Below are 13925 nucleotides of genomic sequence, written 5' to 3' on the forward strand. Positions count from 1 at the left end.
CACAAAAACATTCTGAACCGTGAGATAACTTCCCATTAATGGAGATTTAAAACAACTATGCAAAAAACACTTAAGACATTAGAAGACCTTGCAAAAGAAAACAAGATGCTTAAAGAGGAATTGTCCGGACATTTAAGGGCAGAAGAAGACTTGCGCAAATTATCACGCGCAATAGAACAAAGTCCATGCACCGTAGTAATCACCAACGCAAAAGGCATTATTGAATACGTCAACCCCAAGTTTACGCAGTTAACCGGTTATGCGCCTGAAGAGGTAGTTGGGAAAAACCCGAATATTTTAAAACCAGACAATATTCCGGCAGAGGAATTTGACCATTTATGGAAGACAATCACTTCGGGAAAAGAATGGCAGGGAAAATTTCGCAACAAAAAAAAGAACGGCGATTTGTATTGGGAATATGCATATATATCCCCCGTGAAAAACCAATCAAACACCATCACTCATTTTATCGCAGTAAAAGAAGACATCACCGAACGCTTAAAAGCTGAGGAAGAGTTAAGTAAATTTTCACGCGCCATTGAACAAAGTCCCGTTACAACCATTATAACCAATTCCAGGGGTATCATAGAATACGTTAATCCACGGTTCACAGAATCAAGCGGTTACACCGCCAAAGAGGTTATCGGGAAAAACCCCCGCGTTCTCAAGCCGGAAAACATTTCTTCCGAAGAGTTTGCAGAACTGTGGAAGACCCTTCTTTCGGGGAAAGAACTTAATGGAGAATTTTGCTGCAAAAAGAAGAACGGTGAAATGTATTGGGAAAATGTATATCTCTCTCCAATCAGAAACCATGAGGGCAAAATCACCCACTTTATCGTTGTAAAAGAGGATATCACCGAACGTAAACTGATGGAAGAAGAGCGGATTAAGCACATTAAAGAATTGGAAGACCTGATGTCTTTTTCTACAATTATCAACGAAGAAGAGGTACAGGAAGAGGCCCTTTTTAAACATCTTGTCTCTGCACTGCAAAAAAACTTTGCTCCGGACATCGTTGCCGTAATTATGCTTGACAAGGAAAAAAGCATGCTTTACCTGCCGGTCATTGACCCTGTAATGCCAGCCGGGGAATTAATACATAAGGAAGCAATACTTGACCCTTCACTGTGTAAAGTAATGAATACCGGGAAAAAATCAGTCGTAAATGATATTGCCTCCGAATCTCCGTGTGAATGTATTGTAACACGCGAGAAAAGCGGAGGTTATGTTTGTTTTCCCATCATTATTGGAAACAAGACGGCAGGTATGGTGCTCATGATGAAAAAAGAATTCAGCACATGGAAAAACAAAAAAAACCAAAGGCTTATGTCTAATTATACAGAAACGGCGGCGCTCGCTCTGCACAAATTGGAACTTCTTGAGATAGCAAAACATACAAACGTAATGGACGAATTTCAAGGAATATACAATAAACGGTATTTTACAGAACTATTGACAAAGCAACTCGCAGTGGCAAAAAGAAGGGGCGAGAACTTAAGCCTTCTTATATTGGGACCCGACAATTACAAAGCGACAACCGAAACATACGGCTCCAATAATGCGGGGAATCTCCTCCTGCAGCAGATAGCCGGAGTCTTAAGCGACTCGGTCAGTGATTCCGATATTATAGCAAGGTATGATGACGCGGAATTCGCCATTATTATGCCGGCGACATTTGCCACAAGGGCGCTGGTGAAAGCAGACGGAATCAGACAGCGCATAGAATATACCCGTTTTCATGATCCGGCTTCAGGCAATCGGGCAAACATTACTATCAGCATCGGCATCTCCTCATTTCCGGAACACGCATCCGAAGTGGAACCTTTGGTAACGCTCGCAAATAAGGCCTTTTACAAAGCGAAAAACGATGGAGGAAACAGGGTTGAAGCCATGGTTACTTCCCGATAAGTTAATGACACAGGCTACAGTCTGCAATCGGCAGTCCACAGTCGGCAGTCCACAATTTGCAATTTGATGATTGCAGATTGCCGACTGTGGACTGTCGATTAAAAAGTTACAGGCCCGGTCTAAGGAATAATGATTTCCTCTAACGCCCGCTTCGGTACATGGTGTATCATTTCCTTGTCCCTCCAGTATTTTATGTCCCCGTCGCTGCCCACCGGCTCAATAAGCACCTTCTCCTTCGGTTTTCCCAGCGCTAATACAAGAAGGATTTCATACTCACCGGGTATGTTCAATACGTTTCGCAATCCTTCCTTCTGTATTGATCCAATAATACATCCACCAAGCCCCTTTTCCGTTGCCCCAAGGAGAATACTCTGCGCCGCAATGCCATGGTCGCACCAAAAGTTTTTGCTGATAGTGGTATCCCCAAGCATTACTATATATGCAGAAGGCCTCTCCCCTTCGACAGGCCCAGGCCAGTCCTGCAGATAACCCGCCCAGGCAAGATGCGGGAATATTAAGGCATTCTTTTGTGCATCATAAGAAAGCATATATTTCAACGGCTGCATGTTGCCGGCAGATGCAGAAAGTCGTGCGTAATCTACAAGGGTTTCCAATACTTCCATCTCTATCAAAAATTCCTGATAAAATCTCCGGTAACTTCTGTTTTTTATAATCATATCCTTCAGCATTTTCACCCTCCTTCGTAACTTCTCAAAAAGTTTAGGTTTTATAATAATTTCTACCTTCCACAGTCTCTACAGTCTACAGTCGGCAATCTACAATCTGCAATATACCGACTGCCGATTACCGATTGACCAGTATCCGGATTTATTTAACCGGGATCATATTCCGCATGTCTAACGGTAAATACCGGACAATGCGCCTTGCGTACAACAGTCTCTGCAACACTGCCCATAATTGCATGGGATATACCCGTTCTGCCGTGCGTGCCCATTACAATCAGGTCGATAGCATACTCCCTTGCCGCCTTAACGATTTCAACAAATGGAACCCCCTGTACGACGATACTCTCAACGGGCATCTTGCTCCGGACATCTTCTTTTACGCATCTGAGCAATCTATCATTCAATTCTTTGATAGTGCTTTCATCTCCGATATTGAAACGGTAAAGCACCGACTCATTCACACCATGGATACGCGCATCAAGTACGTGTATCAAATAGAGTTTTGATCCATATTTGCCGGCAATCTCTATTGCATAATTTAATGCCTTTTCTGAATATATGGAGTAATCTACCGGACATAGAATGTTTTTTGGTTCAGGCTCAGGGGTACGCGGACGAGTGAGTTGGTAGTCCTTCCTAAGAGCGGTAAACAAGGCAAGGCACATGAAAACCATAATAACTGCGAAGGGCAGGGCAGTGACGATGGAGGCTGTTTGTAATCCGGCCAGGCCGCCGCTGAAAAGCAGTACCGCCGCGATGGAAGACAGTAGAATGCCCCAAATCACTTTGGTCGAAGTGGGAGGGTTTGCACTGCCGTTGGTAGTAAGCATGCCCAGTACGAATGTAGCAGAGTCGGCGGAAGTAACAAAGAAGGTAACGATAAGTAGGGCCGCAAGGGCGCCAAGTACGATGCCCAGGGGGAATTGCTCCAGGGTAATAAAAAGTGCAGAGGTCATGTCGGATTGTACGGCATCGGCAATGCCGCCATCCTGAAAAAGATCAAAATAGAGGGCTGCTCCGCCAAATGCGGCAAACCAGAGGGCGCCTATAACGGACGGAACGAAGAGGACGCCAATTACAAATTCGCGAACAGTCCGACCTTTGGAGATGCGGGCAATAAAGGTACCGACGAAGGGCGCCCAGGCAATCCACCATGACCAGTAGAATAGTGTCCATGACCCAACCCATTCATCACCATGCCTAAAGGGAGTGAGACGGAACGACATCTTCACAAACTCGTGTAAATAGCTGCCGAGAATGGTGGTAAAAGAATCCAGGATGAAAACGGTGGGACCGCAAACCAGGACGAAGGCAAGGAGGAGTCCGGCGATAAGCAGATTAAGGTTGCTAAGATAGAGAATGCCTTTGTTGAGTCCGGTGCTGGCCGAGATAAGATACAAAACCGTAACAATAACTATGATTAGCATTTGGATAGTAGCCGTGTTGGGAACACCAAAAATATGATGTAATCCACCGTTTATTTGTAAGGTACCTAAACCAAGAGAGGTAGCTACTCCACATACAGTAGCAAGGACGGCAAGTATATCAATAAGTTGGCCGATGGGACCGTCCACTTTCCGTCCGATAAGAGGGCGAAAGACTGTACTGATCAATCCGGATTCTCCTCTCCGGAATTGGGCGTAAGCCATGGAGAGGGCAATGACCGCATAAATGGCCCAGGGATGAAGACACCAATGAAAGAAGGAATACCGCAGCGCCATACGGGCAGCTTCAGGCGAATGTGGTTCCGCCAGACCGTGGGGCGGATGTGCGAAATGAGTCATCGGTTCAGCCACGCCGAAGAAAACGAGGCCGATGCCCATCCCGGCGGAGAAGAGCATCGCAAGCCAGGACAAAAAAGAATATTCGGGCGGATCATCCTGTTTGCCGAGTTTAATGCTGGAGTAAGGGCTGAAGATGAGATAGAGGCAAAAGCCGACAAACCCCGCGGTGGACAAGAGATAAAACCAACCGAAATTGTTGATGGTAAAGGTGAGGGCACTTTGGGCAGTATCCGCCAGGTGCTCATGGGCAAAATAACCCCAGAATACCAGCAATGCAGTTAGAACGACAGAAACATAAAAAACCGGCGTATGATGCTTCATGAGATGGCGAAAATGCGCCCCCCCTATCATTGAACCGGTCTGGAGCTTACAAAACTATCATGGGAAACATCCGGTTTTTGGAAAAGGAAGATGCCCCATTTGAGATATCCTTTCTCACCGTTCCTGATCCAGTGACCCAATCCTGTTTTCATTCTCTCAATGTATTCCGGTGTGCACTGCCGGACGATTTCTTTTTCCCGTCCGGTAATTTCCTCAAGAACACGTCCATAATGAATGGGGAGGTGGGAAGACAAATCTTCGAATTTTAGCTCTATCCAACCAAGTTGAGTGGCTATTTGGCGATAAAAACCGGGCGAGCCAAGCGATTCGAGGTGGATTCGCGCCAGCACAGGGGCAAGGGCATCCTTAGGGCATTCGTCACTTTGCATGGGGTCTGTGAAGATGAAGACCCCTCCTGGCTTGAGGACACGATGAACTTCCTCCAGCACCTTTTTGCGGTCGCCGCTGTGAAGGATGGCATCCTGTGACCAGACAACCTCAAAGCTATTCGGGGGAAGCGGGATGCTTTCAAAACTGCCCTCAACTACTTCGATGAGTGAATCCAATCCGGCTTCTTCGGTTTGTTGGCGGTTTTTTTGATTCTGGACGCCGCTGAGGTTGAGGCAAGTAACCGGGCATTGAAACTGCCTGGCCAGGTACCGCGCGGAGCCGCCGTAACCTGCACCGATGTCGAGTACCCGGGTAGATGCGTTCAGCCGCGGAAGGAACGCGCACATGGTTTCGACTGTACGCCTGCTGGCCGTGAATATAGGCTCAGAAGGATACCGATAGATCCCTATATGGATATCTTCACCACCCCATACGGAATAATAAAAATGGTCTGCGCTTTGGTCGTTATAATAATCCCTGGTGGTTGTTTCGAGCTGGGAATACGTCATCGGGCAATTTTCTCTGGTTCGTTTCCGTAGCGTTTCTCAGCGAGATGAATAAAGAAATCGGGATCTGCCTGATGGTAAGTTTCTTCGAAATCACCGATGGTGCGAATTGTCTGGAAACCGACTTCGAACATGAGTCTGCGTGTGTAATCTTTTCGGAGGGGAAACATATTCAGGTGAAAATTGGAACCGTCGTTGAATTCATAGCGAAACCGTGCCAGGCCTTCATCAACATATTCGGGTTCAGCTCTGACGTTTTCGCCGCAGTAATAGTATGTATGTTTGGATTTAAAGCCTTCGTCAAGAATAGCGTCATAATTCCGCTGATCGAGAACAAGAATGCCGTCATGTCGAAGGACGGCGTAAAATTCTGCGAGGGCTTTGCGCCGGTCATGCTCATTGAAGAGATGGGTAAAGGAATTTCCCAGGCAAATCACGGCGTCAAATTTGCCGTGAACATCCCGATTAAGCCAGCGCCAGTCCGCTTGCACCGTGCGGAGAATAAAGCCGTGTTCACGCCCGGTAGCAAAGGCTTTGGCAAGCATTTCAGGGCTTCCGTCAGCACTTACCACTTCAAAACCGGCTTTGAGGAGCCGGATAGAATGAAAGCCGGTACCGGTCGCAACGTCGAGGATTTTACGGGCGCCGCGGCGACGGAGTTCTTCAATAAAAAATTCTCCTTCACTGGACGCACGAGCATCCCAGTCGATCAACTCGTCCCATTTCTCCACAAAACTGTGAACATATTCAGCCTTGTAATGATCGGTTCGCCGGATAGATTGAGGATTTTTGCCGAAATCCTGCTGGTTCTTTTTTGTATTCGTATCCATAATTTGCAGATATCCCTCCTCTGAAGATTTTTCATACGATAAAAGATAAATATGTACGTTTTGCCGATCGGTATTTTTATGCTAACCAGCATGTAAATTTTTGTCAACCATAAAAAATGCTGTTAAAACAACCCTTTCGAGGTATCTCACATTGCCGGTTGCCTGTATCAAGCCTGAGAACGAGGACATAGCATTTTCTAAATCAGTAGTTTTTTTATTTTTTAATAAAGTATTTAATGGTGAAATCCGAAACAAAATAACAAGATGATTTTTTGAAACATTTTAGTTTTTTGAAAAAGTAGAATGCTTTTTTCCCAAGTTCCGCAGACAGGGTCAAATGTTCAATATTCAATTCTCAAATTATTGCTCATTTGAATAATTTTAATTACCTATGCACTTGACGGAACTGACCTTAATTATGTAGTATGCAAACAAAGTATTTTCAGATGAAACAACATAGTCTTTGTAAACTGAGTATATTAACCCTGACGGGGTTCGGAACCCTGTCAGGGTTGCTTCTTTCATTTTCAGGTAAAAATTTGCATGCAATACGGTAAAATGCACATACAATTAATTCAAAATAACGGGGGGGTTTTATTCAAATGGACAAAATTGAAGAGAAGATTCTGGAACAGGCGCTAAAGCATACTGCACACGTTGAAGTTATTTATGAAGAAGGGGAAACACGTTCGGTAAGCTTCGAAAATAATAAACTAAAATACATTAATACTAAATCCGTTCGGGGGGTCGGCCTCCGGGTAATAAAGGATGGAAGGATAGGGTTTTCCTGCACCACCGATTTCAGAAAGCCGGAAAAACTTGTGGCAAATGCGTTGGAGAGCGCAGAATTTGGACAAATTGCCGCGTTTGATTTTCCCCCGCAAAATAATTATCCGCACGTAACCGTTTTTGACAGGGACGTTATTGACTTTCCCATTGAAAAATGTGTAAGTATCGGAAAAGAGGCTATTGAAAGGGCTTTGGCGGTAGATTCCGGCTACGAATGCAGTGCGGGAATAGGGAAAGGCCACGGAAAACAGCGCCTTCTCAATTCAAAAGGCTTAGACATTACCATTGAATCCACCTCGGTGGGCATTGGCATAGAAATCTTACATATTAAAGGACAAAGCCTGCTTTCAATCGGCGAGGGAGAGAGTTCAAAGAGACTTGCAACAGATCTCAATAAACACGTTGATAAAGCGCTCAACGATTTAAAACTAGCAAAGAAGGAAGTAAAATTAAAAACGGGCGACTATCCTGTTGTTGTTACGGCAAAAGCCATGGACGTCTTTCTTTCCACATTTGAAGCAGGATGTAATGGGAAATTATTGCAAAAAGGCGCTTCACCCCTCACCAACAGGCTGGGAGAGAAGATAATAGACGCGAGAGTAAGTATTTATGATGACGCAACTATCGATCTTGCTGATATGAGCTATCCTGTGGACTCCGAAGGGGTGCCTGCACGTCGCACACCATTATTTGAAAAGGGCGTGTTGAAAAACTATATTTTCGATCTACAGACCGCAGGCATTATGAAAACGCAATCAACCGGAAATGGCAACCGCGGGTTTTCTTCCCAACCGTCTCCCGGATACTCCAACATCCTCGTTGAAACGGGTGATATGCCGTTTGACTCAATGGTGAAAGATATTAAATGCGGCATTCTGGTTGACCAGGTGCTTGGCGGAGGACAAAGCAATGTGCTGGCAGGTGAATTTTCCGTAAACATAGATCTCGGATACCTTATCGAAAACGGAGAAATTATTGGCAGGGTAAAGGATTGCATGATTGCAGGGAACGTTTTTGATTTATTTAACAATATCGTTGCGATTGGCGATAGGGCGGAATGGCATGGGTCTACAAAAGTACCGCCATTTTATTTTAAGTCAGTAAATGTGGCGGGAAATGCGGATTGAACTCCTGCTGCATAATCGATTGGCTCAATAGTACATTATCAGTAATTTTTTTGCATTTTGTGGCAAAATAATTAATGGTAAAATCTGAAGCACGAAATCAGAAACAAATTCTACTTACAAAATGATTTGAAATTCTAAACAAGTGCATCTTTCGTATCTCGCGTTTCATGTTTCATATTGTTGCCTGCCTGTGCGTGACCACACGCAGAGGGATGTTTTGGATTTGTTTTGTAATTTTATGCTTTGTTATTCGAATTTGTTTCGTGTTTCGTACTTCGAATTTCTTATTTCCTGCTTGTTTGGTTCCGGCTATGCCAGCTTATGCTTAACTTGTTAGCATCTTTGCGTCAATGCCTCTTTTCCGGAAAACACCGTAGTTCTCCCCTTTAAAAATTTATTGCTTAATCTGAATTTCTATTGTATGTTAATTTGTTTCTACTTTTGATTGAATAGTAAATTAAGTAATTATCATTCTTCACTACACGACCTTATGATACTTGCCATTACCTTTATAATTGTCTCCGTCATAACGGGTTTTCTGGTTACCTACTTTCTGGCAGCAAAATATTCCCTTTTTGAAAGGGGCGCCTATGGAATTGCCATAGGGTTAGGTTTGCAAACATGGCTCGTCTATCTATTCTCTTTAATCTGGAAGCTGCAATTTATATGTATCTATTTTTCCATAGCACTATCATTGTTATTTTGCATCTTATTTTTCATAATAAACCGTAGCGATATAAAACGAAAAATACTCTATGAAGCAACGGACATTAAAAAAGATTTTCTGCTGAATAAAACGTCATATTTTGCACATATTGCCGTTTTTGCCTTTTTTGCCGTGATCTTCTGCCGTCTGTTTTATCGCACCATTATATGGAAAGAAACCGGCATATATGTAGGTTTATCTAACAATTACGGCGACCTGCCTTTACACCTTGCGTACATTACCTCCTTTGCGTGGGGAGAGAACGTTCCGCCTCTCGACCCCGCTTTTGCAGGCAAAAAACTAACCTATCCCATTTTGTCCGATTTCTTATCGGCTATTTTCCTTAAATCGGGCTTAAATTTCAGAGATATATTGTTTATACCCGGTTTTCTATTAACCGTTTCCTTTTACGGCATTCTTTACTATTTTACCTATCGCATAACGAAAAAAAGGCTTGCCGCAACCCTTTCCGCCTTTATTTTCTTTTTATCCGGAGGATTTGGTTTCTACTATTTCTTTCAGGACATTGCGAACACGTCCGGTAGTCTCTGGAAATTTCTTGCCGATTTACCACAAAATTACACAAAAATCCCCCCATTAAATTATCACTGGATTACCCCGTTAACCTGTCTCAATGTGCCGCAGCGGTCTTTCCTTTTCGGATTTCCATTTACTATGCTCATTTTTTTATTCCTCTACACCGGCATACAAAAGAAGCACTGGAAAGAGTTCTTATTTGCAGGCGTCGTTGCCGGGGCATTGCCCTTTTTCCATACCCATAGTTTTCTGGCAATGTTGATGGTAACGATACCATTAGGAATAATTTACTGGGACTGGCGAAAATGGTTTTTATTCTTTTTTCCGGCCTTTATACTCTCACTACCGCAGGTATGGTATTTTTCCAGTCATGTCGACAGTGAACGTTTCTTTAAATTTCAATTCGGATGGATGGCAGGGGATGAAAATTTATTATGGTTCTGGATCAAAAACACGAGCCTGTTCTGGTTTTTTGTAATCGGCGGGGGCATCCTCTTCTTTTTAAAACAAAACACTACTGCATTAAGCCGTTTAAAATATTTTCCGCTCACATTTCTGATACTTTTTTTAATACCAAACATCCTCCTCTTTGCCCCGTGGGCATGGGACAATATAAAAATACTTATTTACTGGCACCTTGGCGTTACCCCGTTGGCGGCGCTCGCATTGACGTATCTCTATGAAAACAAACGTTTGAAGATCCTTTCAAAAACCATTTTTTTCCTTTCGGTGTTTTCCCTCATCGCCGCCGGTTTCATCGATGTTTTTAAATTTGCCATAGTCCCTATAAATGGCTGGAAGGAATTCAGCACGGAAGAAATAGAACTTGCCAAACAGATTGTCAATGAAACTCCTGCCGACGCAATTTTTCTCAACGCAACGGTGCATAACCACCCGGTATTTTTAACAGGACGAAAGGCCCTTATGGGGTTTCCGGGCCATGTTTGGAGTCATGGACACAGCGGTGGCAGGGAACGGGAAGTCGATATTAATGCAATGTTGAGGGGAAAGCCCAATGCCATTTCACTTATTAACAAATACAAAACCGATTACGCGATTATTGGTCCCCATGAAAAAAGAAAATATGCAAACAGGGATTTTTTCAAAAAGAATTATACCTGTATTATCAGTACACGAAGCTATCAGGTATTTGATCTTAACAAGAAAATCACCCCGGATCTTACTTCTGATATAGCAGCCAAAAAAAACGGTTTGTCGGTGCGATATTATGACAACGAAGATTGGAGAGGCGCCCCTGTTTTTGAAGAAATTACTGCCGATATCAATTTCAACTGGGCAAATGATGATGATAAATTTGTGCCAAGTCCATTCAGCATTGTATATGAGGGATACATTATCATTAAGAATACCGGCCAATATACCTTTACATTGGCATCGGACGACGGTTCATGGCTTTATATAAACGAAGATCTCCTTATTGACAATGGCGGAGCCCATAGGGTACAGTCAAAATCCGAAACTATTACACTGAAAAAAGGCGCCCACAAAATGGTCATAAAATACTTTGATAAAGGAGGCGGGGCGGTTTTAAAACTTACATGGAAACCTCTCTCCAGGGGGAGGGAATCAGTTATTCCTGCACGGGCTTTGCTTCCCAAAAAGCCGTTGAACACCCTAAAAAACCGGCAAAATGGGCTGTCTGTTAAATACTATGACACTATAGAGTGGCTAGACGAACCCATTTACGAAGACATTGACGCTGAAATTGAATTTGATTGGACAAGTAATAATACAAAGTTTTTTAACAGTCCCTTTAGTATTATCTGGGAAGGGTTTATCAATATCGATACTGCTGATACTTATACATTTGTATTATCATCAGATGACGGCTCATGGCTTTACATTAACGATGCATTGATAATTGACAACGGCGGTTCCCATATGGTAAAGGAAAAATCCGGTGCTGTTTTTCTCGAAAAAGGCAAACACAAAATTAAGATTAAGTATTTCGATGAAAAAGGCGGAGCGGTGTTCAGATTATTGTGGAAGAATTCTGACGGCAGTGTGGTAAAAATACCTGTTGAAAGATTTTCAGTTCATGAAAATGAATCATCCGAAGCGAACGAAATGTAGCGGTTTTTTATGAATTAGCTGATGGCTCATGACAATCAGCTATCAGCTATCGTTTTAAATCTGTGAAATCTGTGGTTCCCTTAAGCTCCCTGGGATTTAGGAGATCGTTTCTTTAAATTACTATAAAACATCCATGAAAAAACAAACTATACCATTAATCATTGCTTTTTTTGTGCCTGTCTTTATCGCATCACTCTTTCGTTTTTGGGATTTGGATATTCGTCCGCTACATTCCGACGAAGGAGTGAATAGTTTTTTCCTGCGGAATCTGTTTGAGAGGAATCAATATCGTTACGACCCCGCAAACTATCATGGCCCTTTCCTCTACTATATTGGGCTGATCCCTTTTTATGTATTAGGCCAAACAGATTTCTCGTTCCGGCTTATGCCGGTTTTATTTGGGATTATGGTTGTGGCCTCACTTTATCCTTTACGAAAAAGAATGGGGAACATTGGCCTGCTCACTGCCGGGTTACTCATTGCCATCTCTCCCTCTAATTCTTTTTTCTCGAGAGATACTATCCACGAAACGTATTTTATATTTTTTACGCTGACAACTGTTGTCTCTTTTTTTCTCTATTCGGAAACAGGAAAATCCAGATATATCTATTTCGCCGCATCATGCATCGCTTTTATCGTTACAATAAAAGAAACCTACATAATAACATTTACCGTATTTATCATATCATTAATCTGTGCATATGGTTGTGAAGCATTACTTTTTCCCCCCCGTAAGGGAATCAAGTGTATAAAACAAATTTTTAGCGTTTTTGGGAATACCTGCAGGCAAAAATGGCACGTAATCAGCATCAGCATCGGCCTGTTTCTGCTCATTAATTTTTTATTTTATTCATCGTTTTTCACTTACTATGACGGCGTAAAAGGCATTTTAACTACGTTAAAGATATGGACAAAAACCGGCACTCATTCGGCAGGAGGCCACGCAAAACCCTTCTTTTATTATTTTAAATTACTCTATAAATTTGAGCTTCCCATGCTGGTTATGGGAATTGCCGGGGTGTACTATTCATTCAGGTACAGAAACAGATTCGCCATTTTTACCTCCGTATGGGCGGTATTTATCTATGTCATTTACTCATGCATACCATACAAAACTCCCTGGTTGATCATAAATCTTACCCTTCCGATTGCAATCTTAGCCGGCATTTTTATAAACGGATTATTTAAAATTATCACACGCAAATGGCATTACGCAATTTTCTTTGCAATATACACCGGTGTTTTTTGCTTCTTCTGCTATCAATCTATCATGTTAAACTTTGTAAATTATGATGATGAGCGATATGAGCTTGTGTATGTTCAGACAAAAAGAGATGTTTATAATTTAATAGACCGGTTAGAAACGCTTTCAGGCATATGCGGGAAGGACATGGTGATAAACATCGTTTCAAAGGATTACTGGCCGCTACCCTGGTATCTCCGGGAGTACAAACACGCAAATTTCTGGGGGAAAGTGATAGATAATCCCAATGCACCCGTTATTTTAGCGGATAAAAAGGGAGATAATGATTTAAAGGGAAAACTAAAGGGAAATTACAAAAACGAACGGTTTGTTTTGCGTCCGGGCGTATGGATCACCGCATATATACAACAAGGATTATATGATAGTGCCTTTGCTCATGAAACCGGGAGAGAAACGTTTACGCGATTGCCTTTGAATGTCTCCGCAGAGGAGCTTGATCCGGGATTAAAGGCTCAGTACTACTATAACATTGAATGCATTGGAAAACCTTTTTCCTCGTCCATTGAAAAAGGCTCTATTTCTTTCACGTATAATGATGAGACCAAAAAACCTTACCGGTCTCCTTTTGGAATAGCATGGGAAGGCTATCTGCATATTCAAAAAAGCGGGGTTTATCAATTTGCCACAAGGTCAGACGACGGGTCTTTTGTCTACCTTGATGAAAACCTTGTGGTAGATAATGGAGAGCCGCATGCCGTGCGGTATATTTCGGGAACGATGTTCCTCGAAGAAGGGTATCATGCTATACGGATTCAATATTTTGATATTGGAGGCGGGGCCATTATGGCGTTATTATGGAAACCGCCTGGCGGGCAAGAAACGTTGATTCCCAGCAATATATTCTTTCACAAAAAACCGGACTAGCCGTAATAGCCTTTCAAATCATTTATTTTTATCATTATAATATCCTTCAGCATTTGCAGTGAATGCCTTACAGGACTTACCTTGCTTAGCGTGGAATTTCGCCATTTGATCGGTATTTC

General features: G+C 42.7%; 8 protein-coding genes. 4 read left to right on the forward strand and 4 right to left on the reverse strand.

All coding sequences use genetic code 11. From position 1 onward, the window contains the following. The first annotated feature begins 57 nt into the window (after positions 1 to 57). The gene (locus tag ABJL82_RS10455) at positions 58 to 1908 is read left to right on the forward strand and encodes a PAS domain S-box protein (protein ID WP_347274216.1); all 1851 of its coding nucleotides are present in this window, start codon (positions 58 to 60) and stop codon (positions 1906 to 1908) included. Between the two features lie 119 nt (positions 1909 to 2027). Here the strand turns inward: ABJL82_RS10455 and ABJL82_RS10460 are convergent, their stop codons facing one another. The 4 genes from ABJL82_RS10460 to ABJL82_RS10475 form a co-directional block, all read right to left on the reverse strand. Then, a complete protein-coding gene (locus ABJL82_RS10460; protein WP_347274217.1) occupies positions 2028 to 2597 on the reverse strand; it encodes a nitroreductase family protein in 570 nt (189 codons plus the stop codon). 143 nt (positions 2598 to 2740) lie between these two features. Continuing rightward, a complete protein-coding gene (locus tag ABJL82_RS10465; RefSeq protein ID WP_347274218.1) occupies positions 2741 to 4699 on the reverse strand; it encodes a BCCT family transporter in 1959 nt (652 codons plus the stop codon). A gap of 26 nt (positions 4700 to 4725) precedes the next feature. After that, positions 4726 to 5598, reverse strand: coding sequence for a methyltransferase domain-containing protein (locus tag ABJL82_RS10470; protein WP_347274219.1), 873 nt, complete (start codon positions 5596 to 5598; stop codon positions 4726 to 4728). Further along, the gene (locus ABJL82_RS10475; protein WP_347274220.1) at positions 5595 to 6425 is read right to left on the reverse strand and encodes a class I SAM-dependent methyltransferase; all 831 of its coding nucleotides are present in this window, start codon (positions 6423 to 6425) and stop codon (positions 5595 to 5597) included. The genes ABJL82_RS10470 and ABJL82_RS10475 overlap by 4 nt, the downstream gene beginning before the upstream one ends. 602 nt (positions 6426 to 7027) lie before the next feature. On the opposite strand from ABJL82_RS10475, the gene ABJL82_RS10480 reads away from it, so the two are divergent. The 3 genes from ABJL82_RS10480 to ABJL82_RS10490 all read left to right on the forward strand — a co-directional run bounded on the left by ABJL82_RS10480 (position 7028) and on the right by ABJL82_RS10490 (position 13806). After that, positions 7028 to 8341 (forward strand): TldD/PmbA family protein, encoded by a 1314-nt coding sequence (locus tag ABJL82_RS10480; protein WP_347274221.1) that lies wholly within the window; start codon positions 7028 to 7030, stop codon positions 8339 to 8341. A 490-nt stretch (positions 8342 to 8831) separates the two neighbouring features. Then, positions 8832 to 11678 carry a PA14 domain-containing protein gene (locus tag ABJL82_RS10485; RefSeq protein ID WP_347274222.1) on the forward strand — a complete coding sequence of 949 codons (2847 nt, stop codon included), beginning with the start codon at positions 8832 to 8834 and terminating at the stop codon, positions 11676 to 11678. Positions 11679 to 11811: 133 nt separating this feature from the next. After that, entirely contained in the window at positions 11812 to 13806 is a 1995-nt protein-coding gene (locus tag ABJL82_RS10490; RefSeq protein ID WP_347274646.1) for a flippase activity-associated protein Agl23, read from the forward strand. Positions 13807 to 13925: the final 119 nt, after the last annotated feature.

Source organism: Candidatus Kuenenia sp. (assembly GCF_039794105.1).
GTDB lineage: Bacteria > Planctomycetota > Brocadiia > Brocadiales > Brocadiaceae > Kuenenia.

Excerpts from the sequence above, each read along its gene's own strand:
- ABJL82_RS10455 (WP_347274216.1), top strand. The coding sequence starts at position 58 with ATGCAAAAAACACTTAAGACATTAGAAGACCTTGCAAAAGAAAACAAG.
- ABJL82_RS10460 (WP_347274217.1), bottom strand. The coding sequence starts at position 2,597 with ATGCTGAAGGATATGATTATAAAAAACAGAAGTTACCGGAGATTTTAT.
- ABJL82_RS10465 (WP_347274218.1), bottom strand. The coding sequence starts at position 4,699 with ATGAAGCATCATACGCCGGTTTTTTATGTTTCTGTCGTTCTAACTGCA.
- ABJL82_RS10470 (WP_347274219.1), bottom strand. The coding sequence starts at position 5,598 with ATGACGTATTCCCAGCTCGAAACAACCACCAGGGATTATTATAACGAC.
- ABJL82_RS10475 (WP_347274220.1), bottom strand. The coding sequence starts at position 6,425 with ATGGATACGAATACAAAAAAGAACCAGCAGGATTTCGGCAAAAATCCT.
- ABJL82_RS10480 (WP_347274221.1), top strand. The coding sequence starts at position 7,028 with ATGGACAAAATTGAAGAGAAGATTCTGGAACAGGCGCTAAAGCATACT.
- ABJL82_RS10485 (WP_347274222.1), top strand. The coding sequence starts at position 8,832 with ATGATACTTGCCATTACCTTTATAATTGTCTCCGTCATAACGGGTTTT.
- ABJL82_RS10490 (WP_347274646.1), top strand. The coding sequence starts at position 11,812 with ATGAAAAAACAAACTATACCATTAATCATTGCTTTTTTTGTGCCTGTC.